20 protein-coding genes are annotated in these 25,257 nt (G+C 67.5%); 13 read left to right on the plus strand and 7 right to left on the minus strand.

From position 1 onward, the window contains the following. Positions 1–46: 46 nt before the first annotated feature. Both VQ067_RS02490 and VQ067_RS02495 read right to left on the minus strand, forming a co-directional pair. On the minus strand, positions 47–1,270 hold the full coding sequence (locus VQ067_RS02490) for a CaiB/BaiF CoA transferase family protein (RefSeq protein WP_003099921.1): 1,224 nt from the start codon (positions 1,268–1,270) through the stop codon (positions 47–49). A gap of 119 nt (positions 1,271–1,389) precedes the next feature. Next, on the minus strand, positions 1,390–2,571 hold the full coding sequence (locus VQ067_RS02495) for an acyl-CoA dehydrogenase (protein ID WP_003084682.1): 1,182 nt from the start codon (positions 2,569–2,571) through the stop codon (positions 1,390–1,392). A gap of 220 nt (positions 2,572–2,791) precedes the next feature. On the opposite strand from VQ067_RS02495, the gene VQ067_RS02500 reads away from it, so the two are divergent. Then, positions 2,792–3,700, plus strand: a complete 909-nt coding sequence (locus VQ067_RS02500; protein WP_003109731.1) for a LysR family transcriptional regulator — start codon at positions 2,792–2,794, stop codon at positions 3,698–3,700. Positions 3,701–3,851: 151 nt separating this feature from the next. Continuing rightward, the gene (locus VQ067_RS02505; RefSeq protein ID WP_003084686.1) at positions 3,852–4,256 is read left to right on the plus strand and encodes an acyl-CoA thioesterase; all 405 of its coding nucleotides are present in this window, start codon (positions 3,852–3,854) and stop codon (positions 4,254–4,256) included. A 42-nt stretch (positions 4,257–4,298) separates the two neighbouring features. On the opposite strand, the gene VQ067_RS02510 is transcribed toward VQ067_RS02505, so the two are convergent. Further along, positions 4,299–5,921: an inorganic phosphate transporter gene (locus tag VQ067_RS02510; protein ID WP_033990531.1), complete on the minus strand. Its 1,623-nt coding sequence runs from the start codon at positions 5,919–5,921 to the stop codon at positions 4,299–4,301. Positions 5,922–6,300: 379 nt separating this feature from the next. Here VQ067_RS02510 and VQ067_RS02515 point away from each other — a divergent pair, with 379 nt between their 5' ends. The 3 genes from VQ067_RS02515 to VQ067_RS02525 all read left to right on the plus strand — a co-directional run bounded on the left by VQ067_RS02515 (position 6,301) and on the right by VQ067_RS02525 (position 9,262). After that, entirely contained in the window at positions 6,301–7,632 is a 1,332-nt protein-coding gene (locus VQ067_RS02515) for an NfeD family protein (RefSeq protein ID WP_033983368.1), read from the plus strand. Beyond that, positions 7,629–8,423, plus strand: a complete 795-nt coding sequence (locus tag VQ067_RS02520; protein ID WP_033957778.1) for a slipin family protein — start codon at positions 7,629–7,631, stop codon at positions 8,421–8,423. The genes VQ067_RS02515 and VQ067_RS02520 overlap by 4 nt, the downstream gene beginning before the upstream one ends. A gap of 107 nt (positions 8,424–8,530) precedes the next feature. Further along, on the plus strand, positions 8,531–9,262 hold the full coding sequence (locus VQ067_RS02525) for a substrate-binding periplasmic protein (protein ID WP_033990532.1): 732 nt from the start codon (positions 8,531–8,533) through the stop codon (positions 9,260–9,262). On the opposite strand, the gene yccS is transcribed toward VQ067_RS02525, so the two are convergent. Beyond that, on the minus strand, positions 9,259–11,460 hold the full coding sequence (yccS, locus tag VQ067_RS02530; RefSeq protein WP_033990534.1) for a YccS family putative transporter: 2,202 nt from the start codon (positions 11,458–11,460) through the stop codon (positions 9,259–9,261). The genes VQ067_RS02525 and yccS overlap by 4 nt on opposite strands. A 261-nt stretch (positions 11,461–11,721) precedes the next feature. After that, the gene (dbpA, locus tag VQ067_RS02535; protein WP_003084703.1) at positions 11,722–13,098 is read right to left on the minus strand and encodes an ATP-dependent RNA helicase DbpA; all 1,377 of its coding nucleotides are present in this window, start codon (positions 13,096–13,098) and stop codon (positions 11,722–11,724) included. 347 nt (positions 13,099–13,445) lie between these two features. On the opposite strand from dbpA, the gene VQ067_RS02540 reads away from it, so the two are divergent. Continuing rightward, positions 13,446–13,655, plus strand: a complete 210-nt coding sequence (locus VQ067_RS02540) for a cold-shock protein (protein ID WP_003084710.1) — start codon at positions 13,446–13,448, stop codon at positions 13,653–13,655. A 150-nt stretch (positions 13,656–13,805) separates the two neighbouring features. Continuing rightward, on the plus strand, positions 13,806–14,330 hold the full coding sequence (rloA3, locus tag VQ067_RS02545) for a retropepsin-like aspartic peptidase RloA3 (RefSeq protein WP_003084714.1): 525 nt from the start codon (positions 13,806–13,808) through the stop codon (positions 14,328–14,330). A 102-nt stretch (positions 14,331–14,432) separates the two neighbouring features. Here the strand turns inward: rloA3 and mdtD are convergent, their stop codons facing one another. Continuing rightward, positions 14,433–15,866: a multidrug transporter subunit MdtD gene (mdtD, locus tag VQ067_RS02550; protein ID WP_003084717.1), complete on the minus strand. Its 1,434-nt coding sequence runs from the start codon at positions 15,864–15,866 to the stop codon at positions 14,433–14,435. Positions 15,867–16,240: 374 nt separating this feature from the next. Between mdtD and clpG the strand changes: the two genes are divergently transcribed. Continuing rightward, positions 16,241–19,039, plus strand: coding sequence for an AAA family protein disaggregase ClpG (gene clpG, locus VQ067_RS02555; protein WP_033990535.1), 2,799 nt, complete (start codon positions 16,241–16,243; stop codon positions 19,037–19,039). A 101-nt stretch (positions 19,040–19,140) separates the two neighbouring features. After that, positions 19,141–19,719: a DUF2780 domain-containing protein gene (locus VQ067_RS02560; protein WP_003084725.1), complete on the plus strand. Its 579-nt coding sequence runs from the start codon at positions 19,141–19,143 to the stop codon at positions 19,717–19,719. Positions 19,720–20,037: 318 nt separating this feature from the next. On the opposite strand, the gene VQ067_RS02565 is transcribed toward VQ067_RS02560, so the two are convergent. Further along, positions 20,038–20,925, minus strand: coding sequence for an acyltransferase (locus tag VQ067_RS02565; RefSeq protein ID WP_003084727.1), 888 nt, complete (start codon positions 20,923–20,925; stop codon positions 20,038–20,040). Between the two features lie 142 nt (positions 20,926–21,067). On the opposite strand from VQ067_RS02565, the gene rloA2 reads away from it, so the two are divergent. The 4 genes from rloA2 to creD all read left to right on the plus strand — a co-directional run bounded on the left by rloA2 (position 21,068) and on the right by creD (position 25,235). Beyond that, on the plus strand, positions 21,068–21,577 hold the full coding sequence (gene rloA2 / locus VQ067_RS02570) for a retropepsin-like aspartic peptidase RloA2 (RefSeq protein WP_003084733.1): 510 nt from the start codon (positions 21,068–21,070) through the stop codon (positions 21,575–21,577). Positions 21,578–21,661: 84 nt separating this feature from the next. Continuing rightward, the gene (creB, locus tag VQ067_RS02575; RefSeq protein WP_009315076.1) at positions 21,662–22,351 is read left to right on the plus strand and encodes a two-component system response regulator CreB; all 690 of its coding nucleotides are present in this window, start codon (positions 21,662–21,664) and stop codon (positions 22,349–22,351) included. Beyond that, a complete protein-coding gene (creC, locus tag VQ067_RS02580) occupies positions 22,351–23,775 on the plus strand; it encodes a two-component system sensor histidine kinase CreC (RefSeq protein ID WP_003084735.1) in 1,425 nt (474 codons plus the stop codon). The genes creB and creC overlap by 1 nt, the downstream gene beginning before the upstream one ends. Positions 23,776–23,876: 101 nt before the next feature. Next, positions 23,877–25,235 carry a cell envelope integrity protein CreD gene (gene creD, locus VQ067_RS02585; protein ID WP_003084736.1) on the plus strand — a complete coding sequence of 453 codons (1,359 nt, stop codon included), beginning with the start codon at positions 23,877–23,879 and terminating at the stop codon, positions 25,233–25,235. The last annotated feature ends 22 nt before the right edge of the window (positions 25,236–25,257 follow it).

Here is a 25,257-nt window from a genome sequence, read left to right on the forward strand (position 1 = left end):
GGTGGGGCGTTGTCCGCCGAGGCGTCGCTGGGGCGGCGCGCGGGGCTCAGATCACCTTGCCGTCGCGCAGCCTTTCCAGCGCGGTCGCGTCCAGGCCGAGGAGCGTCTCGAGGACCTCGTCGGTGTGCTGGCCGAGGGTGGGCGGCGGGTTGCGGTATTCCACCGGCGTCTCGGACAGGCGAATCGGGCTGGCCACCTGCGGCACCGTCCCGGCCAGCGGGTGCGGTAGCTCCACGCGCAGGCCGCGGGCCTGCACCTGCGGGTCGGCGAACACCTGCGCCAGGTCGTTGATCGGCCCGCAGGGCACGCCGGCGCGCTCCAGGGAAAGAATCCACTCGGCGGTGGTGTGCAGCACCGTGGCCTGGCGGATCAGCGGGATCAGCACCTCGCGGTTGGCCACCCGCGCCTTGTTGGTGGCGAAGCGCGGGTCGTCGGCCCATTCCGGGTGGTCTGCCAGCTCGGCGAACTTGCGGAACTGGCTGTCGTTGCCGACCGTGAGGATCATGTCGCCGTCGGCGGTGGGGAAGTCCTGGTACGGCACGATGTTCGGGTGTGCGTTGCCCAGGCGCCGCGGCGGCACGCCGGTGGTCAGGTAGTTGAGGGTCTGGTTGGCCAGGCAGGCGACCTGCACGTCGAGCAGGGCCATGTCGATGTGCTGGCCGATGCCGCTGACGTCGCGGTGGGCGAGGGCGGCGAGCACCGCGGTGGAGGAGTACAGCCCGGTGAGGATATCGGTCAGCGCCACGCCGACCTTCACCGGACCGGCGCCTTCCTCGTTGTCGGCGCGCCCGGTGAGGCTCATCAGGCCGCCCAGGCCCTGGATCATGAAGTCATAGCCGGCGCGCTTGGCATAGGGTCCGGACTGGCCGAAGCCGGTGATCGAACAGTAGATCAGCTTCGGGTTGACCTGCTTCAGCGATTCATAGTCGAGGCCATAGGCCTTGAGCCCGCCGACCTTGAAGTTCTCCAGCAGGATGTCGGCCTTGGCCGCCAATTCGCGAACGATGCGCTGGCCTTCCGGCTGGGTGAAGTCCACCGTCACCGACTTCTTGTTGCGGTTGGCCGACAGGTAGTAGGCCGCCTCGCTGGTGTCGTTGCCTTCGGCATCCTTGAGGAACGGCGGGCCCCAGGCGCGGGTGTCGTCGCCGCTGCCGGGGCGCTCGATCTTGATCACCTCGGCGCCGAGGTCGGCGAGAATCTGCCCGGCCCAAGGGCCGGCCAGGACACGGGACAGGTCGAGTACGCGGATATGGGAAAGGGCGCCGGGCATGACGGTTCTCGCTGCTGGGGGCTGGAAACGGAAATGGCCGGGAAGACGGGTTCCTTGCCCGTCTCCCCGGCGGCCGGCGCGCTACCGTGAAAAAGCGCGCCGGGGTGTTGCTCGGTGGCTCAGAAGAATGCCTGGATGCCGGTCTGCGCGCGGCCGAGGATCAGCGCGTGGACATCGTGGGTGCCCTCGTAGGTGTTCACCACTTCCAGGTTGACCAGGTGGCGGGCGATGCCGAATTCGTCGGAGATGCCGTTGCCGCCCAGCATGTCGCGGGCCAGGCGGGCGATGTCGAGGGCCTTGCCGCAGCTGTTGCGCTTCATGATCGAGGTGATTTCCACCGCCGCGGTGCCTTCGTCCTTCATCCGCCCCAGGCGCAGGCAGCCTTGCAGGGCCAGGGTGATCTCGGTCTGCATGTCGGCCAGCTTCTTCTGGATCAGTTGGTTGGCGGCCAGCGGGCGGCCGAACTGCTGGCGGTCGAGCACGTACTGGCGGGCGGTGTGCCAGCAGAACTCGGCGGCGCCTAGGGCGCCCCAGGAGATGCCGTAGCGCGCCGAGTTCAGGCAGGTGAACGGACCGCGCAGGCCGCGCACTTCGGGGAAGGCGTTCTCTTCCGGAACGAACACGTTGTCCATCACGATCTCGCCGGTGATCGAGGCACGCAGGCCGACCTTGCCATGGATCGCCGGGGCGCTCAGGCCTTCCCAGCCCTTCTCGAGGACGAAGCCGCGGATCTGCCCTTCGTCGTCCTTGGCCCAGACCACGAAGACGTCGGCGATCGGGCTGTTGGTGATCCACATCTTGCTGCCGCTCAGGCGATAGCCGCCGTCGACTTTCTTCGCCCGGGTGACCATCGAGCCCGGGTCGGAACCGTGGTTCGGCTCGGTCAGGCCGAAGCAGCCGATGTATTCGCCGCTGGCCAGCTTGGGCAGGTACTTCTGCCGGGTGGCTTCGTTGCCGAATTCATGGATCGGCACCATTACCAGCGAGGACTGCACGCTCATCATCGAGCGATAGCCGGAGTCGACGCGCTCGACTTCGCGAGCGATCAGGCCATAGCAGACGTAGTTGAGGCCGCTGCCGCCGTAGGCTTCGGGAATGGTCGCGCCGAGCAGGCCGGTCTCGCCCATCTCGCGGAAGATCTTCGGGTCGGTCTGTTCGTGGCGGAAGGCTTCGAGCACGCGCGGGGCCAGCTTGTCTTGGGCGAACTGCTGGGCGCTGTCGCGAACCATGCGCTCTTCTTCGGTGAGCTGCTGGTCCAGCAGCAGGGGATCTTCCCAGTTGAAGCTAGCTTTGGTGGCCATGCGTACATCCTCGTCAAGCGGTAGCGGAGGCTGGCGTGGGCCAGCCGGAATGGAAGCATCCTAAGAGCCTAGCGAATGGGGCGGCAAACGAGGAATTCGCACGCACTTGTGCTATTTTCTCACTCCGAGAAAATGAGTCTCGTATTTCATGCCCTTGAAGAGGCGCGAGGAATCGTGACCTGGGCGTCATAGATGCGAAACCGGCACTCCGGAGTCCTCCATGCGACGCAAGATCCCTTCCACCGCCGCGCTGGTCAGCTTCGAATCCGCCGCGCGCCACGAGAGCTTCACCAAGGCGGCGGAGGAGTTGTCCCTGACCCAGAGCGCGATCTGCCGGCAGATCGCCACGCTCGAGGAGTTCCTCGGTGTCGAGCTGTTCCGTCGCTCGCGGCGCGGGGTCAAGCTCACCGAGGCCGGGCTGTCCTATAGCCGGCGGGTGGCGGTACGCCTCGACGCGGTGGAGCGCGACACCCTGGCGGTGATGGGGCACCAGGGCGGCGGCGCGATCGAACTGGCGGTGGTGCCGACCTTCGGCACCCAATGGCTGTTGCCGCGGCTCAAGCGCTTCCAGCGGCTGCACCCGGAGGTCACGGTCAACCTGACCAACCGCACCCGCCCGTTCCTCTTCGCCGACACCGAGTTCGACGCCGCGCTGTACTTCGGCGACGCCGACTGGTCGGGTACCGTCTCGCATTTCCTGATGCGCGAGAATCCGGTGCCGGTGTGCAGCCCGGAGCTGCTGGGCGGGCGTCGAACGCTGAGCGCCGAGCAGGTCGCCGGGCTGCCGCTGATGCAGCAGAGCACCCGGCCCTACGCTTGGCGCCAGTGGTTTCACTCCCAGGGACTGAACGTCGCCCACGACATGAGCGGGCCGCGCTACGAGCTGTTCTCCATGCTTGCCCAGGCGGCCATGCACGGCATGGGCGTGGCCCTGATACCGCCCTTCCTGATCCAGGACGAGCTGGCCGACGGAAGGCTTATCGTGCCCATGCAACATGCCTATTTGAGCGAGAATGCGTATTACCTGATCATTCCCGAGCGCAGGGTCGAATCGGCGATGCTCAATGCCTTCCGCGACTGGCTGGTGGAAGAGGCCAGGCAGTACCGCGAGGCCAACGGGCTGGGCTGAACGCGCAGGAACATCGGGCGGTGCAGGCAGGACGCGCCGCCCCGGGACCGGGCCGATCCGCCGGGTCCCGCGGAGCCGCGGCGGCGATACCGCCGGGCATCCTCCACGACGGCCAGGATGGCGGCCGTGGGGCACCACACCAGGAGTTCACATGAATTTCCACACCCGCAAGTGGGTCAAGCCAGAAGATCTCAACCCCAACGGCACCCTGTTCGGCGGCAGCCTGCTGCGCTGGATCGACGAAGAAGCGGCGATCTACGCGATCATCCAGCTGGGCAACCAGCGCGTGGTCACCAAGTACATTTCCGAGATCAACTTCGTCAGCTCGGCGCGCCAGGGCGACATCATCGAGCTGGGCATCACCGCCACCGACTTCGGTCGTACCTCGCTGACCATGACCTGCCACGTGCGCAACAAGATCACCCGCAAGAGCATTCTCACCATCGACAAGATGGTCTTCGTCAACCTCGGCCCGGACGGCCTGCCGGCGCCCCACGGCAAGACCGAGATCACCTACATCAAGGACCAGTTCAAGGAAGACGAAGTCCTGCCCTGAGCGGCGCGACGAGCGGCCGGCACCCATGCCGGCCGCCGTGTTTCAGAATAGCCGGGTGAGCAGCCAGTAGAGCGAGGCCGAGAGCAGGATCGCCGCCGGCAGCGTCAGCACCCAGGCCATCAGCAGGTTGCGGATGGTCTTCCACTGTAGTCCCGAACCGTTCGCCGCCATGGTCCCGGCCACCCCGGAAGACAGCACATGGGTGGTGGAGACCGGCAAGCCATATAGGTCCGCCGCGCCAATGGTCAGCATCGCCACGGTTTCCGCCGAGGCGCCCTGGGCGTAGGTCAGGTGGGTCTTGCCGATCTTCTCGCCGACCGTCACCACGATGCGTTTCCAGCCGACCATGGTGCCCAGGCCGAGGGCGATGGCCACGGCGATCTTCACCCATAGCGGGATGAACTTGGTGGCATCGTCGATCTTCCGCTTGAACGCCTGCAACTTGCCGTGGGTGTCGGCGTCGAAGCGGCCGACGCCGTCCTTGTCCATCAGGCGGATCGCCTCGGAGGTCAGGTACATGTCGTTGCGCACGTTGCCCATGGCTTCCGCCGGTACCCGCGAGAACGCGCCATAGCCTTTCACTTCCTGGCCGATCGAGCCGGTCAGGGCGGCCAGCGCCGGGATCAGCTCAGGCGATGCCTGCTTGCTGCGCACGTAGTCGGAGAGTACCTGGCGCGGATCGGCCGGCGCCGGTTGCGGCGCGCTCTTCACCAGCGCTTGCTGGGTGACCTCGGCGACGGCGGCGAACTGCACCGCCTGGTCCGCCGGCATGGTGCGGTTCAGGGCGTAGGCCATCGGCAGGGTGCCGACCAGGATCAGCATGATCAGGCCCATGCCTTTCTGTCCGTCGTTGGAGCCGTGGGCGAAGGACACCCCGGTACAGGTCAGGATCAGCAGGCCGCGGATCCACCAGGGCGGCGGCGCCTTGCCCTTCGGCGCCTTGTACAGCGCGCGGTTCTTCACCAGCAGGCGCAGCGCCAGGAGCAACAGGGCGGCGCAGGCGAAGCCGATCAGCGGCGAGAGCAGCAGGGAGTAGCCGACCTTGGTCGCCTGGCCCCAGTCCACCCCGCTGGTGCCATCGCGCCCGTGCATCAGCGCGTTGGCCACGCCGACGCCGATGATCGAGCCGATCAGGGTGTGCGAGGACGACGCCGGCAGGCCCAGCCACCAGGTCCCGAGGTTCCACAGGATGGCGGCGATCAGCAGGGCGAAGACCATGGCGAAGCCGGCCGAGGAACCGACCTGCAGGATCAGTTCCACCGGCAGCAGGGCGATGATGCCGAAGGCCACCGCGCCGCTGGAGAGCAATACGCCGAGAAAGTTGAAGCAACCCGACCAGACCACCGCGAAGTGCGGCGGCAGCGAGTGGGTGTAGATCACCGTGGCCACCGCGTTGGCGGTGTCGTGGAAGCCGTTGACGAACTCGAAGCCGAGGGCGATCAGCAGGGCCACGCCGAGCAGCAGGAAGGGCGTCCAGGTGGTGATCGCGGAACCGACGTCATCGACGTCCTGCATCAGGCTGTAGGCGCTGAACAGCAGTCCGGTGGCGAGCACGGCGAAGAATACGAGGGCGGTGAGGCGGCCGGGACGCTGCTCGAGATGGGGCTTGTGCGCGTTGCCGGCGGCACTGACGACGGCGTCGGCGGGAAGGACATCGGAGGTCATGGTGCGGGTCCGCGCTGGGGATGACCGGCACATGATGGGCAGGCGATTGTGACAAGTTATGTCTTGCGCATACCGGCTTCGTCTGGCGAAGAAAGGACAAGGGCCGCGGGAGGCCGCCGGAAGCCGGATGGGGTCGGGCGCCAGGCGGCCTGCCCGCTGCGGCCGCGAAGATTAATGAATTCCTGTGGCGAGTGCCATCATTTCGTCGCTAAAAAGTTGGCATGTTGAGGGATTTGCCGATCCGGACACGCGCGGGGAAGGCGAGAGCCACTGAACTAGACTGAGAAGTGCGCGGCGGGGCCGGTCGCTTGCCGGCCCGGTGCGCGGGACGAGCACCTTCGTCCCGGGGTGGCCCGGCCGGGCGGTCGGGGAGGTCGATATGCGGATGCCGTGCCGGCTCGCGCTGGCGCTGTTGTTGTGCTTCGCCGGCCCGGCCTGTTTCGCGGCCTCCGGCCCGGTTCGGGTGCTCTCGGTGGATGGTGCGATCGGCCCGGCCAGCGCCGATTACCTGGTGCGCGGCATCGAGCGTGCCGCCGAGGACGGCGCGCAACTGGTGGTGCTGGAACTGGACACGCCCGGCGGCCTGGACGCATCGATGCGGCGCATCGTCAAGGCGATCCTCGCCAGCCAGGTGCCGGTCGCCGGTTTCGTCGCGCCCAGCGGGGCGCGGGCGGCGAGCGCCGGCACGTACATCCTGTATGCCTGCCATATCGCGGCGATGGCGCCGGGCACCAACCTCGGCGCTGCCACCCCGGTGCGCCTGGGGACGCCGGACAAGCCCGCAGAGAAGCCCCCGGCGCGGGACGCCGAACCCATGGCGCGCAAGCAGGTCAACGACGCCGCCGCCTATATCCGTGGCCTCGCGCAACTGCGCGGGCGCAACGCCGAGTGGGCCGAGCGCGCGGTGCGCGAGGCGGTCAGCCTGGCGGCGCACGAGGCCGCGGCGCAGAAGGTGATCGACCTGCAGGCCCGCGACCTGCCCGACCTGCTGCGCCAGCTCGACGGCCGCAGCCTGCGCGTCGGCGAGCGCGTGCTGACCCTGGCTACCGGCGGCGCCACGGTCGAGCGCCAGGCACCGGACTGGCGCGCGCGGTTGCTGGCGGTGCTCACCGATCCCAGCGTGGCGCTGATCCTGATGATGATCGGCATCTACGGGCTGATCTTCGAACTGGCCAATCCCGGCATGGCGCTGCCCGGCGTGCTCGGCGGCATCTGCCTGCTGCTCGGCCTGTACGCCCTGCAGATGCTGCCGGTCAACTACGCCGGGCTGGCGCTGATCGCGCTGGGCCTGGCGTTCATGGTGGGCGAGGCGTTCGTCGCCAGCTTCGGCGTGCTTGGCATCGGCGGAATCGTCTCGTTCGTGGTCGGCGCGCTGATCCTGATCGATACCGAGGTGCCCGGCTACGGCATTCCGCCGGGCCTGGTGGTGGCCTTGGCGTTGCTCAGCGCCGCGCTGATCGTCGGTCTGCTGGGCATGGCCCTGCGTACTCGCCGGCAAGCGGTGGTAAGTGGCACCGCCGGATTGGTCGGCAGCCTGGCGACGGTGGCGGCGGTGGATTCCGAACAACCCTGCGCAGGCTGGGTGCTGCTCCAGGGCGAGCGCTGGCGGGTGCTCGCCGCGCGGCCGCTGGCGGTGGGCCAGCCGGTCTGGGTGCTGGCGCGCAAGGGCCTGCTCCTGGAAGTCGCGCTGGCCGATGAAGGAGGTGGATGATGGGTGTTTCCTATGGTTTGGCGATGTTGCTGGTGTTCCTCGCGCTGCTGCTGTTCAGCGCGCTGCGCATCCTCCGCGAGTACGAGCGTGGCGTGGTGTTCCAGCTCGGGCGGTTCTGGAAGGTCAAGGGGCCGGGGCTGGTGCTGGTGATCCCGGCGATCCAGCAGATGGTGCGCATCGACCTGCGCACCATCGTTCTCGACGTGCCGCCGCAGGATGTGATTTCCCGCGACAACGTTTCGGTGAAGGTCAACGCGGTGGTGTACTTCCGCGTGCTCGATCCGCAGAAGGCGATCATCCAGGTGGAGAACTACCTGGCCGCCACCAGCCAATTGGCGCAGACCACCCTGCGCGCGGTGCTGGGCAAGCACGAACTGGACGAGATGCTCGCCGAGCGCGAGCGCCTGAACCTGGATATCCAGCAGGTGCTCGATGCGCAGACCGACGCCTGGGGCATCAAGGTGGCGAATGTGGAAATCAAGCACGTCGATCTCAACGAATCGATGGTCCGCGCCATCGCCCGGCAGGCCGAGGCGGAGCGTGAGCGCAGGGCCAAGGTGATCCATGCCGAGGGCGAGCTGCAAGCCTCGGAGAAACTCATGCAGGCGGCGCAGATGCTCGGCCGGCAGAGTGGCGCCATGCAGTTGCGCTACATGCAGACCCTCGGCGCGATCGCCGGCGACAAGAGTTCGACCATCGTCTTCCCGATGCCGATCGAACTCTTCGGCGGCAAGTACGCAGGTCCCGCGCCGCGAAACGAAAAGGCCGCCGGAGAGGACGAGGAGAGGTGAAAGCGCGCGGTTTGTGATGGAAATATCATCGAGCCGCGACACGGGGACATGCGTGCCCGGGGTCGGGATGGCTATGCTGTGGCGATCCACTCCCGGGACGCTCCTTCATGCTGCGATGCGCACTCCTGCTGCTGACATTGCTCCTCCCTTGCGCGCTGCCTGCCGCCAACCTGCGCCTGGTCGGCGACTCCTGGCCGCCTTTCGTCGATTCGCGCATGCCTGGCAACGGCCTGGCGGTGGAACTGGTGACCACCGCGCTCAAGCGCGCCGGCTTCGACTCGAGCTTCCAGCAGGTACCCTGGTCGCGTGCCCTGCACGGCGTGCGCAGCGGTGACTACGACATCGCCCTGAGCGCCTGGTACGAGCCCGCCCGCAGCCTCTACGGGCAGTTTTCCCGCGCCTACCTGAGCAACCGCATTCGCCTGCTGCAACGCAAGGGGCGGGGTATCGAGTTTTCCCGCCTGAGCGACCTGCGTCCCTACCGCATCGCGGTCGTGCGCGACTATGCCTACGCGCCCGAATTCGACCGTGACAGCCGTCTGCAGAAGGTCAACGTGACCAGCTTCGCCAACGCCGCGCGGATGCTCGAGGCGGGGCGGGTCGACCTGGCGGTGGAGGACGAGCTGGCGCTGGGGGTCGCCTTCAAGGGCGAGCTGGCCGATTTGCGCGACAAGCTGGAGGTACTGCCCACCCCGCTTGGCGAGAACGGACTGCACCTGCTGGTGAGCCTGAGGAACCCCCGGCATGACGAGATCGTCGACGGCTTCGACCTGGCCATCCGCGGCATGCGCGACGACGGCAGCTACCAGCGTCTGCTGGAGCGCTACGGCGCGCGCTAGGGCTGGCCTGGCAGCGGCTGCGCGCCGGCCAGTTCCTTCTTCAGCAAGTGCGCGGCCAGGGTGCGCAGCGGGGCGAGCTGGCGACAGATGTGCGCCAGTTGGGTCTGTACCAGGCGATGGCTGTCGTCCATGTCCTCGGGCATCTGCTCCAGTTCCTTGGCCAGCGCTTCCTCCTCTTCGCTGTAGATGGCGACCGGGCGTTTCTGTTCCAGGCTCGCGGCGATTTCCTCGAGGCTGGCGGAGAGTCGCTCGGCGGCGCGCTCCAGGAGGCCGTCGCTGGCGTCCTCGGGCAGGCTTTCGCGGTGCGCGCCGAGGCCGGATAGATAGCTGAGCAGGGTGTGCGAGAGGACCAGGAAGCGGAAGCCGATCTCGGCGTCCTTCCTGAAGTGGCCGGGCTCCAGGAGCATGTTCGACAGGGTGGTCGAGAGCGCCGCGTCGGCGTTGTGCGCGTTGCGCCGGGCGGTGCGGTAGTCGAGGTCGTCGCGCTTGCCGGTGGCGTACTGCTGCATGATCTGCCGCAGGTAGCGGCTGTTGCAGGCGAGGGTGTTGGCGAGCATGCGGTTGAGCCGGCGGCCCTGCCAGTCGGGCAGCACCAGGAACACCGCGAGGCCGGCGATCAGGCTGCCCAGCAAGGTATCGAACAGGCGGGGCAGGATCAGCCCGTAGCCATCGCCGACCTGGTTGAAGCAGAACAGCACCAGCAGGGTGATCGCCGCCGTCGCCAGGGTATAGCGACTGCTGCGGGTGGCGAAGAAGGCGACCCCGGCGGCGACCGCGAACAGCGACTGCACCAGCGGGCTGGGGAACAGGTCGATCAGCGCCCAGCCGACCACCAGGCCGACCACCGTACCGAGGATCCGCTGCACCAGGCGCAGGCGGGTCGCGCCATAGTTGGGCTGGCAGACGAACACCGTGGTGAGCAGTATCCAGTAGCCCTGGGTCGGATGGATCCAGTGCAGCACGCCGTAACCGGCGGTCAACGCCAGGGCCATGCGCAGGCCGTGGCGGAACAGCAGCGAGGTCGGGGTGAGCTGCTGGCGCAGGCGCTCGAAGGCGTCCTTCAGGCTGCGCGGCGAGCGGTCGAGCAGGGCGCTGTCCTGTTCGTCGGCGATGGCGTCCGGGTTGCTCGCCCCGGCCAGCTTGCGGTCCAGCGTGGTGAGGTTGGCGGACAGGGCGCCGAGCGAGCGCAGCAGGCCCTTCCAGGCCGGGTTGCTCTGCTGGCGCAGGTGTTCGAGCGAGGCCTGGAGGTCTTCCAGGGCCAGCTCGCGGTCGGCGTAGTCGAACGGCTGGCGCAGGCGGATAGCCCGCGCCAGGGCCTGGCAGGCCTTGCCCTGCTGGTTGAGCAGGCGCTGGCAGCGGAACAGCACGTCGCTGTGGAAGAACGCCTCGGCCAGCCGGTTGTACGGGTAGTGCGAGGAACTGGCGCGCTCGTGGACGTCCTGGGCGATGAAATAGAGCTTCAGGTAGCGGCTCACCTTGGGGCCCGGCCGGCCATGGCCGAGGCGGTTGAGGATGGTCTCCTTGGCCTGGTTCAGCGCCACCACCACCTTGCCGTTCTGCCGTGCCAGGGCGAGGCGCTGGCCCTCTACGTCGAGCTGGCGCAACGGTTCGAACAGGCTCGACTTGATCCTCAGGTATTCGCCCAGCTCGAAATACAGGCGGGAAAGACTCTGCTGCACCGGCTGGTTGGAGAACAGCGCGTTCCACAGCACCGAGAGCAGCCCGTACCAGGCCGCCCCGGCCACCAGCAGCAGCGGTTCGTGCCAGACATCGGCGACCTCGCCGCCGCGCTGGTCCACGCCGATCATGGTGTAGATCGAGAGGATCAGGGTCGCCGAGGCGATCGCCGCATAGCGCTCGCCGAGGGCGCCGAGGAGGATCATGCCGAACGCCGACAGCGCCATCCCGGAAACGAACAGCCAGGGATAGGGGAACAGCAACTCGACGGCGAAGGCGGCGACGCTGAAGCACAGCAGGGTCACCAGCAGCGCTTGCAGGCGGCCGAGCCAGTTGTCGTCGGTCTCCGCCAGAGCGCTGGCGATGATCCCGAGGAACAGCGGGATCAGCAGCTCGATGCGGTCCTGCCACCAGCACAGCAGCAGGGCGCCGGCCAGGGCGATGAACACCCGCAGGCTGTAGGCGAACTTGTCGAGGGCCCAGAGGCGGCGGAGCGTGTGTGTCAACGAAGAGGGCGGCATGGGGGCGGAGTGCTATCCGATGGTCCGTGGTTCAGCCTATGTGGCCTGTCCGGCTAATTCAATCGGCCGATTTCGCGCGACTGGAAGTCCGCTGCCCGCCGCAGTCGCAGGAAACGCTGCCGTGGGCAACTCGGTCGAGCCGGGCATCTGGCGGATGCAGGCTTCGTGCCTGCGAACGCTAAGACGTCATTGCCGCGCCGGAAGTTACCCGGCGGCGATATCGCGCGCCGGAGCGGGCCCGGCGAGCGAAGCGGCGGCGCGCTACAGCAGGCGGACCTTGAACGAGCGCCCCTTGATCTTGCCTTCGCTCAGGCGCTTGAGGGCCTGATGGGCGAGGCCGCGCTCGATGGCGACGAAGGCCTGGAAGTCGAAGATGGCGATCTTGCCCACCGCGCTGCCGGGCAGCCCGGCGTCGCCGGTGAGGGCACCGAGCAGGTCGCCGGGGCGCACCTTGTCCTTGCGTCCGCCGGCGATGCACAGGGTGCTCATCGGCGGCAGCAATGGCTCCGGGCTGGCCTTCAACTGGCCGAGGGCGTACCAGGCCAGCGGCTGCTTCTGCAGGTCCTCGATGGCCTGCGCACGGCTGGCCTCGGCCGGTGCCACCAGCGACAGGGCCAGGCCTTTCTCGCCGGCGCGACCGCTGCGTCCGATGCGATGGATGTGGACCTCCGGGTCGCGCGCCAGCTCGACGTTGATCACCGTTTCCAGGGCGGCGATGTCCAGCCCGCGGGCGGCCACGTCGGTGGCCACCAGTACGTTGCAACTGCGGTTGGCGAACACCGTCAGGACCTGGTCGCGCTCGCGTTGCTCCAGGTCGCCGTGCAGGGCCAGGGCGGAAATCCGCTGCGCCTTCAGTGCGTCGGCCAGCTCCTGGCACTGCTGGCGGGTCTGGCAGAAGGCCACGCAGGACTGCGGCCGGAAATGCTGGAGCAGGCGTACCACGGCGTCCATGCGCTGCTTCGGATCGATCTCGAAGAAGCGCTGCTCGATCTGGCTGTCGGCGTGCAGCGACTCGACCTTCACCTGTCGCGGATCGCGCATGAAGGTCTTCGCCAGCTTCTCAATGCCGTCCGGGTAGGTGGCGGAGAACAGCAGGGTCTGCCGGCGCTCGGGGAGCTGGCCGATGATCTCGGCGATGCTGTCGTAGAAGCCCATGTCGAGCATCCGGTCGGCTTCGTCGAGGACCAGGGTATTGAGCCCGTCGAGGACCAGGGTGCCCTTGCGCAGGTGCTCCTGGATGCGCCCCGGGGTGCCGACCACCACGTGCGCGCCGTGCTCCAGCGAAGCCACCTGCGGGCCGTAGGGGACGCCGCCGCAGAGGGTGAGGACCTTGATGTTGTCGGCGGCGCGGGCCAGCCGGCGGATCTCCTTGGCGACCTGGTCGGCCAGTTCGCGGGTCGGGCACAGCACCAGTGCCTGGCAGCCGAAGTAGCGCGGGTTCAGCGGGCTGAGCAGGGCGAGGCCGAAGGCTGCGGTCTTGCCGCTGCCGGTCTTGGCCTGGGCGATCAGGTCGTGGCCCTGGAGGATCAGCGGCAGGCTCTGCGCCTGAATCGGCGTCATCTCCCGGTAACCGAGGGAGTCGAGATTGGCCAGGAGGTCCGCGGAAAGCGGCAGCGAGGAGAAAGCGGTGGAGGTCACGGGGCAGGGCTCGGCAGGCGATACGAGCGGCTAGTCTAGCAGCCTGCGGCGGCTTGCCGCGTGCGATCGCCGCCGGAGCAGCAGCGACAGGCAATGTATCTTTGGCCAGTACCGTTCGTCCGAAAAACGAAAAAAGCGCGTTTCTGTATTTTTATACAGGTTCGCTTTCCTCAGTTTTTTGTCGTAGAGTGCTGACACTGTGTTTGCATGGGTCGCCGTCGATCGTGACCTGATGCGGTCGGAAATTCCAGCCCGTCCTGCTCGACTCCTTGTAACTCCTTGCAACTCAGTTACCGGCTACGATTTCGTGGCTAAATCAATACCCATAGTTCCAAGGAGAACTTGCAATGTCCCGTCAGAACGGCACCGTTAAGTGGTTCAACGAAACCAAAGGCTACGGCTTCATTACCCCGGAAAGCGGCCCGGACGTTTTCGTTCACTTCCGTGCCATCGAAGGTAACGGCTTCAAGACCCTGGCCGAAGGCCAGAAGGTCAGCTTCGAAGTCGTACAAGGCCAGAAAGGCATGCAGGCCGAGCGCGTTCAGGTGATCAACTAAGATTCCTGGGCCCCAGCCCGAAGAACCCGGATGGAAGCATCCGGGTTTTTTATTGCCCGGAGAAAACCGTCACACTGTCTTCGCCTGCCGTTCACCCTGTCTTGACGAGTTCCCGCCCAGAGTGGCCCGGTCCCGTTCGGAGTCGTTTCGATGAAGCCTGTGCAATCCCGTCGTCTGGCCTTCGCCGCGCTGTTGTCGCTGTCGTTCTCTTCCGCGTCCTGCCATGCCGCCACCGAGCACTGGGGCTGGATCGAGCAGTCCTGGCTGATGCCCGAGCGCATGCAGGCCAAGGCCAAGCTGGATACCGGCGCGCTGACCTCGTCGCTGGACGCGAGGAATATCCATCGCTACAAGAAGGACGGCGAGCGCTGGGTGCGCTTCGATGTCGTGCTGCCCACCGCCGACAGCAAGGCGCCGGTCAGCGTGACCTTCGAGCGCAAGGTGCTGCGGCTGATCAAGGTGCGCGGCGCCGGTGGCAGCGACAGCCGTCCGGTGGTGGCGATGGACATCTGCCTGGGCGCCAAGCTGCTGCGCGAGCAGTTCTCCCTGCGCGACCGCGGCAACATGAACTATCCGGTGCTGCTCGGCCGCCGCACGCTCGAACACCTCGGCGCGGTCGACGTGTCCCGAACCTTCACCCGCAAACCCACCTGCGGCGCGCTTGCCGCTCAGTAGAAGAACCCGCGCGGCAGTCCGGCGGCCAGCGCCAGCCGGGGCAGCACGATCAGCGCCGTCATCCACAGGTTGCGCGGGCGCGCCTCGTCCTCGCGAGCCCGGCTAGAGGTCCGGGTCCTTTTCCGGATCGACCCGGCGTGGGCTGGTGCGGCCGTCCTCGCTGCCGAGCTGGAAGAAGATCGCTGCGGCCAGCATCGACATCAGGCCGACGCTGACATAGGTGGCGTGGAAGGCGCCGAGTACGGTGTCCTGCCCCGTATCCAGGTCGGTCTGGAAACCGCCCAGCAACGCCGCCGCGCAAGCCACGCCAAGGCTGATCGACAATTGCACGACCACCGACATCAGGCTGTTGCCGCTGCTGGCGTTGCTGTCCTGCAGGTCGATCAGGGTGAGGGTGTTCATCGCCGTGAATTGCAGGGAGTTCACCGCGCCGAGCAGGCTCAGGTGCAGCAGCAGCCAGACGTAGGGGGTGTCCTGGTCGACCAGGCCGAAGCCGGCGATCAGGCAGCCGAGGATCAGGGTGTTGCCGACCAGCAGCTTGCGATAGCCGAAGAAGTCCAGCAGTGGCTTGGCCATCGGCTTGGCGACCATCGCGAACAGCGCCAGCGGGATCATGGTCATGCCCGCGGTGGAGGGCGGGTAGCCCAGTCCCACCTGCAGCAACAGCGGGGTGAGGAAGGGCAGGGCGCCGCTGCCCAGGCGGGCGAACAGGTTGCCGAGGATGCCGACGGCGAAGGTCCGCGCCTTGAACAGGCTCGGTGGGAACAGCGGCTTGTCGATGCGTAGCGCGCGCAGCCAGTAGGCGGTGAGCAGGACCAGTCCGCCGATCAGCAGCAGGACCACGCGCAGGTGCGACAGGTGCAGCTCGCCGAGTCCTTCCAGGGCGATGGAGATCAGCACCATGGAGCCGCCGAAGAGCAGGAAGCCGATGCTGTCGAAACGGCTCGGCACCGGGCTGCGCAGGTCCGGCATCAGCTTCATCGCCACCAGGCAGCCGAGCAGGCCGACCGGCAGGTTGATCAGGAAGATCCAGTGCCAGGAGGCGTACTCCACCAGCCAGCCGCCCAGCGTCGGTCCCGCCAGCGGGCCGAGCAGGCCGGGAATGGTGACGAAGCTGAGCACCCGCACCAGGTCCTGGCGCGGGTAGACGCGCAGGATCACCAGCCGTCCCACCGGCATCATCAGCGCGCCGCCGACGCCCTGTACGATGCGCGCGCCGACCAGCAGTTCGAGGCTCGGCGACAGCGCGCAAAGCAACGAGCCGAGGCTGAACAGCAATACCGCGCCGAGGAATACCCGGCGTGTGCCGAAACGGTCGGCGATCCACCCCGAGGCCGGTATCAGCAGGGCCACCGTGAGCAGGTAGGCGATCACCACCGCCTGCATGCGCAGCGGGTTTTCGTTCAGCGAACTGGCCATGCTCGGTAGTGCGGTGTTGAGGATGGTGCCGTCGAGGGCTTGCATGAAGAAGGCGACGGCGACCAGCCAGGGCAGTTGGCGGGCGATGCGGGGGGTGAGCTGGAACGGCTCGCTCATGGACGGGCTCCCTCGGGCGGACAGGGCCCAAGCATAGAGAAGTTCTCGCCGCGATGGGACGGCCGACGACCGGATCGGGGCGAACAGCGGGCATTGCGGCGGAAGTCGCGGGCCAGAGCGGTCGCCTTTCATTGTCCTGGGTCAAGCCGAAGCGCTGGCGCTCGCCGGCTGCTGTGCTAGTACTCAAGAGTCACCCCGTCAGTGGCTGCGGATGCGACGCCGGCGCTTCGTCATCGCACGGACATGTCCCGCGTTGCATGCTCGACGGCGCGTGCTTCACCGCCTTGTCGCGATGTTCTCCACGCAGCGCTCGGCGACCCCGGTCGCCGCCGCCGTCGCCGAAGCCCACCTTCCGTGGAAACAGGAGCCCTCCCATGGCCCAGGAACTTTGCGCTATCTGCCACGAACGTCCCGCCGTCGCCCGCGTCAGCCTGGTACAGAACGGCCAGCGCCGCGAACTCGCCCTCTGCGAACTGCACTACCGCCAGTTGATGCGCCAGCAGCGCATGCGCTCGCCGCTGGAGTCGCTGTTCGGCGGCAGCAGCCCGTTCGACGAGATCTTCTCCGGCTTCGGCGAGCAGAGCCCGGTCACCCCGGTGCGCGCCCGCGAGCCGGAGGCGGTGGACATCGCCGAGTACTTCAGCAAGCAGACCACCGAGTACCTGCAACGCGCCGCGCAGGTCGCCGCCGAATTCGGCAAGCGCGAAGTGGACACCGAGCACCTGCTCTACGCCCTGGCCGACGCCGACGTGGTGCAGGCGGTGCTCAAGCAGTTCGGCCTGTCGCCGGCCGACCTCAAGCAGTACATCGAGGCCAACGCCGTGCGCGGCGCCAGCAAGGGCGAGGCGAGCGAGGACATGACCATCTCGCCGCGGGTGAAGAGCGCCTTGCAGCACGCCTTCGCCCTGTCCCGCGAACTCGGCCACAGCTATGTCGGCCCCGAGCACCTGTTGCTCGGCCTGGCGGCGGTGCCGGACAGCTTCGCCGGGACGCTCCTGAAGAAGTACGGCCTGACCGAGCAGGCGCTACGGCAGAAAGCGGTCAAGGTGGTCGGCAAGGGCGCCGAGGATGGCCGCGTGGACGGCCCGAGCAACACTCCGCAACTGGACAAGTTCAGCCGCGACCTGACCCGGCTGGCCCGCGAAGGCAAGCTCGATCCGGTGATCGGCCGCTCGAAGGAAGTCGAGACCACCATCGAGGTGCTCGCCCGGCGCAAGAAGAACAACCCGGTGCTGATCGGCGAGCCCGGCGTCGGCAAGACCGCCATCGTCGAAGGCCTGGCCCAGCGCATGGTCCAGGGCGAGGTGCCGGAGGTGCTGCGCGACAAGCGCCTGGTCGAACTGAACATCAACGCCATGGTCGCCGGCGCCAAGTACCGCGGCGAGTTCGAGGAACGCCTCAAGCAGGTGATGGACGAACTGCAGGCGGCGCAGAGCGAGATCATCCTGTTCATCGACGAGGTGCACACCATCGTCGGTGCCGGCCAGGGCGGCGGCGAAGGCGGGCTGGACGTGGCCAACGTGCTGAAGCCGGCGATGGCGCGCGGCGAGATGAACCTGATCGGCGCCACCACCCTCAACGAGTACCAGAAGTACATCGAGAAGGACGCCGCGCTGGAGCGGCGCTTCCAGCCGGTGTTCGTCCCCGAGCCGACGGTGGAGCAGACCATCTCCATCCTCCGTGGCCTGCGCGACAAGCTCGAAGGCCACCACAAGGTGACCATCCGCGACGAGGCCTTCGTCGCCGCCGCCGAGCTGTCCGACCGCTACATCGGCAACCGTTTCCTGCCGGACAAGGCCATCGACCTGATCGACCAGGCCGCCGCCCGCGTGCGCATCGCCAGCACCTCGCGGCCGGCCGAGATCCAGGAACTGGAGGCCGAGCTGGCGCAGCTCAAGCGCGAGCAGGACTACGCCGCCAGCCGCAAGTGGTACGACGAGGCGAAGGTCTTCGAGAAACGCATCCAGGAACGCAAGGAACACCTCGAGCAGATCACCGAGCGCTGGCAGCAGACCCAGGGGTCGAAGACCGAGGAGGTGCGGGTCGAGGACATCGCCGAGATCATCTCCAAGCTCACCGGCATCCCGGTCACCGAACTGACCGCCGAGGAGCGCGAGAAGCTCCTGCAGATGGAAGAGCGCCTGCACCAGCGGGTGATCGGCCAGCAGGAAGCGATCACCGCGGTCAGCGACGCCGTGCGCCTGGCCCGCGCCGGGCTGCGCCAGGGCAGCCGGCCGATCGCCACCTTCCTGTTCCTCGGCCCGACCGGGGTGGGCAAGACCGAGCTGGCCAAGGCCCTGGCCGAGGTGGTGTTCGGCGACGAAGACGCGATGATCCGCATCGACATGAGCGAATACATGGAGCGCCACGCGGTGTCCCGGCTGATCGGTGCGCCGCCGGGCTACGTCGGCTACGACGAGGGCGGCCAGCTCACCGAGCGGGTGCGCCGGCGGCCGTACAGCGTGATCCTGCTCGACGAGATCGAGAAGGCCCACGCCGACGTCAACAACATCCTCCTGCAGGTGTTCGACGACGGCCGCCTGACCGACGGCAAGGGGCGCGTGGTGGACTTCACCAACACCATCATCATCGCCACCAGCAACCTCGGCTCCGAGCTGATCATGAAGAACGCCCAGGCCGGCGAGTTCGCCCAGCCGCCGGAGAAGCTCAAGCGCGAACTGATGACTACCCTGCGCGGGCATTTCCGCCCGGAATTCCTCAACCGCCTCGACGAGGTGATCGTCTTCGAGTCGTTGAGCAAGGCGCAGATCGAGGACATCGTGCGCCTGCAACTGGAGCGGGTGAAGCGCGCCGCGCACGCCCAGGACATCTACCTGCACATCGACGACAGCCTGGTCGGCCACCTCGCCGAAGAGGCCTACCAGCCGGAGTTCGGCGCCCGCGAACTGAAGCGGCAGATCCGCCAGCAACTGGAGACGCGCCTGGCTACGGCGATGCTCAAGGGCGAGGTGAAGGAGGGCGAGACGGTCACCTTCTTCTACGACGCCAAGGACGGCGTCGGCTACCGCAAGGGCGCCGCGCCGAAGCCGGCGGCACGCAAGAAGTCCGGTGCCGGCGAGACGCCCAGGGGCCGCGCGACGGCGGCGAGGAAGCCGGCGGCGAAGAAAGGCGCCGCCGCCAAGGGCAAGGCCGACAAGCCGAAGGCCAAGTGACCCGACCAAGGTTGGGGAACAAGGCACCGGCCGGCCGGTCGAAATCTCACCCCGGCCTGCGAATGCGGCCGGGGCGTTCGATATCTCATGAGGAATTGCCGATGCGCGTCACCACTCACGCTACCCTGGCCGCGGCCCTGCTGCTCAGCGCCGCCTCCGCGTTCGCCTTCAATCTCGGGGATGCCGCCAAGGCGGTCGCCGGGGCGTCCCAGGGCGACTCCGCCCAGGTAGCCACCACCCCGCAGACCAGCGGTCTGCTCGGCGCACTCACCGGTCAGCTCGGGGTCAGCCAGGAGCAGGCGGTCGGCGGTACCGGCGCCCTGCTCGGCCTGGCCAAGAACCAGTTGGCCGGCAACGATTATTCGCAACTGGTTAAGACCATCCCCGGCCTCGACAAGCTGGCCGGCAACAACGCCCTGGCCGGTCTCGGCGGGCTCGGCAACGTGCTCGGCAAGAGCGGCGGCGACAGCAAGGGCCTCGGTTCGCTGCTCGGCAATGCGGACAGCATGGGCGACGTGAACAAGGCCTTCGGCACCCTGGGCATGGATAGCGGGATGACCGAGAAGTTCGCCCAGGTGCTGGTCGACTACTTCGGCAAGCAGGGCGCCAACAGCGAGCTGCTGGGCAGCCTGAGCAATCTCTGGGGAGTGAGCAAGGCGGGCGGCTCGTCGCTGCTCTGATCTGCCGCCAGCGGATCGGCGGATAACCGCGTTGCGGTTATTCGCCCTACGAAGTGGGTGCGGCGCCCGGGTATTCGCTGCCCGCACCGGTAGGGCGAATAACGCCCTCGGCGTTATCCGCCGCTGCGCCGTGGAAACGGCGGATAACCGCGTTGCGGTTATTCGCCCTACGAGGTGGGTGCGACCCCCGGGTATTCGTTGCCCGCACCGGTAGGGCGAATAACGCCCCCGGCGTTATCCGCCGCTGCGCCGTGGAAACGGCGGATAACCGCGTTGCGGTTATTCGCCCTACGAGATGGGTGTGCTTCGGCCGGTACTTCAGCGCAGTTGCCGCAAGCGGGCGATGCGTTCGTCCTTTTCTTCCCACATGCGCGAGACCCATTCCTGCACGTACTGGCGGAACACCGGGTCGTTCTCGTAGTCGCCCTGCCACAGGGCGGGATCGATCGGCCGGGTCTGGATGTCGACGATCACCTTCGGCACCCGTCCGCAGAGCAGGTCCCAGAATCCCGGCACCTTGTCGCTCGGGTAGACCACGGTGACGTCGAGCAGGGCGTCCAGCTGCTCGCCCAGCGCGGCGAGGACGAAGGCCACCCCGCCGGCCTTGGGCTTGAGCAGGTGGCGATAGGGCGACTGTTGCTGGGCCTTCTTCTGCTCGCTGAAGCGCGTGCCTTCCAGGTAGTTCACCACGGTCACCGGGATGCGCTTGAACTTCTCGCAGGCGGCCTTGGTGATCTCCAGGTCCTTGCCCTTGAGTTCCGGGTGCTTCTCCAGGAAGGCCTTGGAATAGCGCTTCATGAACGGATACTCCAGCGCCCACCAGGCCAGGCCGAGGAAGGGCACCCAGATCAGCTCCTTCTTGAGGAAGAACTTGAAGTACGGGGTGCGCCGGTTGAACACCTGGATCAAGGCGGGGATGTCGACCCAGGACTGGTGGTTGCTCACCACCAGGTACGAGGTGTCCTGGCGCAGGTCGCCGGCGCCGCGCACGTCCCAGACCGTCGGCGTGCAGGTGGCGAAGATCCACTTGTCGATCTCCGCCCAGGTCTCGGCGATCCACATCACGCCCCTGGAGCAGAGGTCCTTCAGGCGCTGGCCGGGGAGCACCAGCTTGAGCAGTGCGATCAGCATCATCGGGCCGATCAGGATCAGCGTGTTGAGAAGCAGCAGAAGGCTGCTGGTCAGGCCGGTCAACAGTTCCCGCATGGTTGGTTTCCCTGTCCTGGGTGTGGGTCGACGCGGCCCATCATACGCATCCGCGCCGCGCCGCCCAAGCCGCCGGCGTGGCGAACGAAACCGCGCCGTGCTAGTCCTATGTGGACCTCGTATCACTTCAGGAGATGCCCGCGTGAAGCGTGCCCTTGCCTTGCTCTCGCTGTTCGCCCTGCCGGTCCTCGCCGCCGAGCCCAACCTCTACGGCCGCTACGAATGGGTCTCCCTGCCGGAGCTGGACCGCACCCTGCAGGCGAAGATGGACACCGGCGCCTACACCTCCTCGCTGTCGGCCAAGGACATCGAGTTGTTCCAGCGCGACGGCGAGGAGTGGGTGCGCTTCCGCCTGGCCACCAAGGAGGCCGATGGCTCGGTGTTCGAGCACAAGCTGGCGCGCATCGGCAAGATCAAGAACCGCGCCGACAACCGCAACGGCGAGGACGAGGATGAGGACCGCCTGAGCGAACGCCCGGTGATCGACCTGCAGGTCTGCCTGGGCGGAGCGATGAAGACCATCGAGGTCAACCTCACCGACCGCAGCGCCTTCAACTATCCGTTCCTGATGGGCACCAAGGGCTTGCGCAAATTCCACGTCGCGGTCGATCCCTCCGAGCGCTTCGTCGCCGACAAGCCCACCTGCAAGTAAGCGTCCTACGCCACCGGCGGCGCGATTGACGCGCGCGCCGGCTTGCGGCACCGTTCCGGCATTCCCGTCAGCCGCCGTCACGCCATGCCGCATATCCTGATCGTCGAAGATGAAGCCGCGATTGCCGACACCCTGCTCTACGCCCTGCAGGCCGAAGGCTTCGCCACCACCTGGGTGACCCTCGCCGGCGAGGCGCTGGCGTTGCAGGAGCGCCAGCCGGCGGACCTGCTGATCCTCGACGTCGGTCTGCCGGACATCAGCGGTTTCGAGGCCTGCAAGCGCCTGCGGCGGTTCTCCGAGGTGCCGGTGATCTTCCTCACCGCGCGCGATGCCGAGATCGACCGCGTGGTCGGCCTGGAGATCGGCGCCGACGACTACGTGGTCAAGCCGTTCAGCCCGCGCGAGGTGGCGGCTCGGGTCAAGGCCATCCTCAAGCGCATGGCGCCGCGCCCGGCGGCGCTGGAAGGGGCCACGCCGAGCGGGCCGTTCCAGGTCGACGAGGAGCGCGTGCGGATCCACTACCGCGACACCCCGCTCAACCTCACCCGCCACGAGTTCCGCCTGTTGCAGACGCTGCTCGGGCAGCCCGAGCGGGTATTCAGCCGCGAGCAGTTGCTCGACGCCCTCGGCGTCGCCAGCGAGGCCGGCTACGAGCGCAACATCGACAGCCACATCAAGAGTCTGCGCGCCAAGCTGCGCCAGGTGAACGAACGCGGCGAAGCGATCCAGACCCATCGCGGCCTGGGCTACAGCTACAGCCCGGACCACGCCTGATGCCGCTCGGCGTTCGGATCTTCCTGGTCTACTTCCTGTTCGTCGGTCTCACCGGCTACTTCGTGCTGAGCACGGTGATGGACGAAGTGCGCCCCGGCGTGCGCCAGTCCACCGAGGAAACCCTGGTGGACACCGCCAACCTGCTCGCCGAGATCCTCCGCCAGGACGTGAAGAACGGCACTCTGGCACAGAGCGACCTGCCGGAGATGCTCGAGGACTACGGCAAGCGGGTGCCGCAGGCGGATATCTGGGGCTTGCGCAAGGAGGCGGTGAACCACCGCATCTACGTCACCGACGCCAGCGGCAAGGTGCTGCTGGACTCCGCCGGGGTGGCCGTCGGCCAGGATTATTCGCGCTGGAACGACGTCTACCTGACTCTTCGGGGCCAGTACGGCGCGCGCTCCAGCCGCGAAGACCCGGACGACCCGGATTCCTCGGTGATGTACGTGGCGGCGCCGATCAAGGATGCCGGGAAGATCATCGGGGTGGTTTCGGTGGCCAAGCCGAACAGCAGCCTGCAACCCTACATCGACCGCTCGCAGCGGCGCCTGGCCTGGCTCGGTGCCGGGCTGATCGCCCTCGGGCTGCTGGTCGGCGGCCTGCTCTCCTGGTGGCTCAGCGGCGCGCTGCGGCGCCTCACCCAGTACGCCCAGGCGGTCAGCGAGGGGCGCCGCGCCGAGCTGCCGCGCTATCGCGGCGGCGAGATGGCGCAACTGGCCGACGCGGTGGAGCGCATGCGCACGCAATTGGAGGGCAAGGACTACGTCGAGCGCTACGTGCATACCCTGACCCACGAATTGAAGAGCCCGCTGGCGGCGATCCGTGGCGCCGCCGAGTTGCTCGACGGCGAGATGCCGGCCGAACAGCGGGCGCGCTTCGTCGGCAACATCGCCGGCGAGAGCGAGCGCCTGCAACAACTGATCGAGCGCCTGCTGAGCCTGGCCCAGGTGGAGCAGCGGCAAGGCCTGGAGGAGGTCGGCAAGGTCGACCTGCGGGAGATCGCCGCGTCCCTGCTGGAAGGCCAGGCGGCGCGTATCCAGCGCCAGCGATTGCGGGTGGAGAATCGCCTGGAAGGTCCCTGCGAGGTTCGCGGCGAGCAGTTCCTGCTGCGCCAGGCGCTGGCCAACCTGCTCGACAACGCCCTCGACTTTACCCCGCCCGGCGGCATCCTTCGCCTGCTCGCCGAGGCCGACGGCGAGGGTATCGCCCTGCGCCTGTTCAACCAGGGGCCGGCGATTCCCGACTACGCCCTGGCGCGCCTCACCGAACGCTTCTACTCGCTGCCGCGCCCGGCCAGCGGGCGCAAGAGCACCGGGCTGGGACTGAACTTCGTCGCCGAGGTGGCGCAACTGCATGGCGGCCGGTTGCAGGTCGGCAATCGCGACGACGGCGTCGAGGCGCTGCTCTGGCTGCCGCGCGGCTGAGGCGTCTCCACGGAAACTCCATCGACTCTCCACACGGCGACCCGAAGCCCGCCATCGCGGCGCCGCAGACTTTCCGCCATCACCCCGACGGAGAGTCCCCCATGAACCGCACGCTGGCCTACAAGCTCGGCGCCATCGCCCTACTCATCCTGCTATTGCTGATTCCCCTGTTGATGATCGACGGCCTGATCCGCGATCGCCAGGAGGTTCGTGACGGCGTGCTGCAGGATATCGCCCGCAGCTCCAGCTACAGCCAGCGCCTCACCGGCCCGCTGCTGGTGGTACCGTACCGCAGGACGGTGCGCGAGTGGGTCACCGAGGAGAAGACCGAGAAGCGCGTGTTGCAGGAGCGCGAGCAGCGCGGCGAGCTGTACTTCCTGCCCGACCGCTTCGCCCTCGACGGGCAGATGCGCACCGAGCTGCGCTACCGTGGCATCTACCAGGCGCGCCTGTACCACGTCGACAACAAGGTTGCCGGCTACTTCCAGGTGCCTGCGCACTATGGCATCGAAGAAGACTTGGAGGACTACCAGTTCGAAACGCCGTTCCTGGCGATGGGCATCAGCGACATCCGCGGCATCGAGAATGCCCTGCGCCTGTCCCTCAACGGTGCCAGCGTCGACTTCGAGCCGGGTAGCCGGGTCGGCCTGCTCGGCAGCGGTGTGCACGCACCGCTGCAAGGCGTCGACGGGCGCCAGGCGCAGCGCCTGGAGTACGCCTTCGACCTGTCGTTGCTCGGCAGCGAGCGGCTGGACATCGTGCCGGTGGGCCGCGACAGCCAGGTCATCCTGAAGGCCGACTGGCCGCACCCGAGCTTCGGCGGCGAGTTCCTGCCCAGCGAGCGGGAGATCACCGCCCAGGGCTTCACCGCGCGCTGGCAGACCAGCTTCTTCGCCACCAACATGGAAGAGGCGCTGCGCAGTTGCGTGGAGGAGCAGCGCTGCGACGGTTTCCAGGCGCGCGCCTTCGGCGTCGGCCTGGTCGATCCGGTGGACCAGTACCTGAAGGCCGACCGCGCGATCAAGTACGCGCTGCTGTTCATCACCCTGACCTTCGCCGGCTTCTTCCTCTTCGAGGTGCTCAAGCGCCTGGCGGTACACCCGATCCAGTACGCGCTGGTCGGCCTGGCGCTGGCGTTCTTCTACCTGCTGCTGCTGTCGCTGGCCGAGCATGTCGGCTTCGAGCTGGCCTACCTGGTCTCCGCCGGAGCCTGCGTCGGCCTGATCGGCTTCTACCTGTGCTTCGTCCTGCGCAGCGTGGCCCGAGGGCTGGGCTTCAGCGTCGGCCTGGCAGGGCTGTACGGCCTACTCTACGGCTTGCTGAGCGCGGAGGACTACGCCTTGCTGATGGGCTCGCTGCTGCTGTTCGCGGTGCTTGCCGCGGTGATGGTGCTGACCCGCCGCCTGGACTGGTACGGGGTCGGCCGCAAGGACCTCCCGGCGGTACCCGCCAGGGCCTGACGACGAGGGCGGCGGCGCCGGC

The sequence above is a fragment of the Pseudomonas sp. KBN12P06040 genome, assembly GCF_037574965.1.
GTDB lineage: Bacteria > Pseudomonadota > Gammaproteobacteria > Pseudomonadales > Pseudomonadaceae > Pseudomonas > Pseudomonas aeruginosa.

Bases quoted from the DNA above. Each gene is read 5' to 3' on its own strand.
- rloA3 (WP_003084714.1), top strand. From the start codon at position 13,806: ATGAAGCCTGTGCAATCCCGTCGTCTGGCCTTCGCCGCGCTGTTGTCG.
- mdtD (WP_003084717.1), bottom strand. From the start codon at position 15,866: ATGAGCGAGCCGTTCCAGCTCACCCCCCGCATCGCCCGCCAACTGCCC.
- VQ067_RS02525 (WP_033990532.1), top strand. From the start codon at position 8,531: ATGCTGCGATGCGCACTCCTGCTGCTGACATTGCTCCTCCCTTGCGCG.
- creC (WP_003084735.1), top strand. From the start codon at position 22,351: ATGCCGCTCGGCGTTCGGATCTTCCTGGTCTACTTCCTGTTCGTCGGT.
- VQ067_RS02505 (WP_003084686.1), top strand. From the start codon at position 3,852: ATGAATTTCCACACCCGCAAGTGGGTCAAGCCAGAAGATCTCAACCCC.
- creD (WP_003084736.1), top strand. From the start codon at position 23,877: ATGAACCGCACGCTGGCCTACAAGCTCGGCGCCATCGCCCTACTCATC.
- VQ067_RS02510 (WP_033990531.1), bottom strand. From the start codon at position 5,921: ATGACCTCCGATGTCCTTCCCGCCGACGCCGTCGTCAGTGCCGCCGGC.
- VQ067_RS02520 (WP_033957778.1), top strand. From the start codon at position 7,629: ATGATGGGTGTTTCCTATGGTTTGGCGATGTTGCTGGTGTTCCTCGCG.
- VQ067_RS02500 (WP_003109731.1), top strand. From the start codon at position 2,792: ATGCGACGCAAGATCCCTTCCACCGCCGCGCTGGTCAGCTTCGAATCC.
- VQ067_RS02490 (WP_003099921.1), bottom strand. From the start codon at position 1,270: ATGCCCGGCGCCCTTTCCCATATCCGCGTACTCGACCTGTCCCGTGTC.
- VQ067_RS02495 (WP_003084682.1), bottom strand. From the start codon at position 2,571: ATGGCCACCAAAGCTAGCTTCAACTGGGAAGATCCCCTGCTGCTGGAC.
- VQ067_RS02560 (WP_003084725.1), top strand. From the start codon at position 19,141: ATGCGCGTCACCACTCACGCTACCCTGGCCGCGGCCCTGCTGCTCAGC.
- VQ067_RS02565 (WP_003084727.1), bottom strand. From the start codon at position 20,925: ATGCGGGAACTGTTGACCGGCCTGACCAGCAGCCTTCTGCTGCTTCTC.
- VQ067_RS02515 (WP_033983368.1), top strand. From the start codon at position 6,301: ATGCGGATGCCGTGCCGGCTCGCGCTGGCGCTGTTGTTGTGCTTCGCC.
- creB (WP_009315076.1), top strand. From the start codon at position 21,662: ATGCCGCATATCCTGATCGTCGAAGATGAAGCCGCGATTGCCGACACC.
- clpG (WP_033990535.1), top strand. From the start codon at position 16,241: ATGGCCCAGGAACTTTGCGCTATCTGCCACGAACGTCCCGCCGTCGCC.
- VQ067_RS02540 (WP_003084710.1), top strand. From the start codon at position 13,446: ATGTCCCGTCAGAACGGCACCGTTAAGTGGTTCAACGAAACCAAAGGC.
- yccS (WP_033990534.1), bottom strand. From the start codon at position 11,460: ATGCCGCCCTCTTCGTTGACACACACGCTCCGCCGCCTCTGGGCCCTC.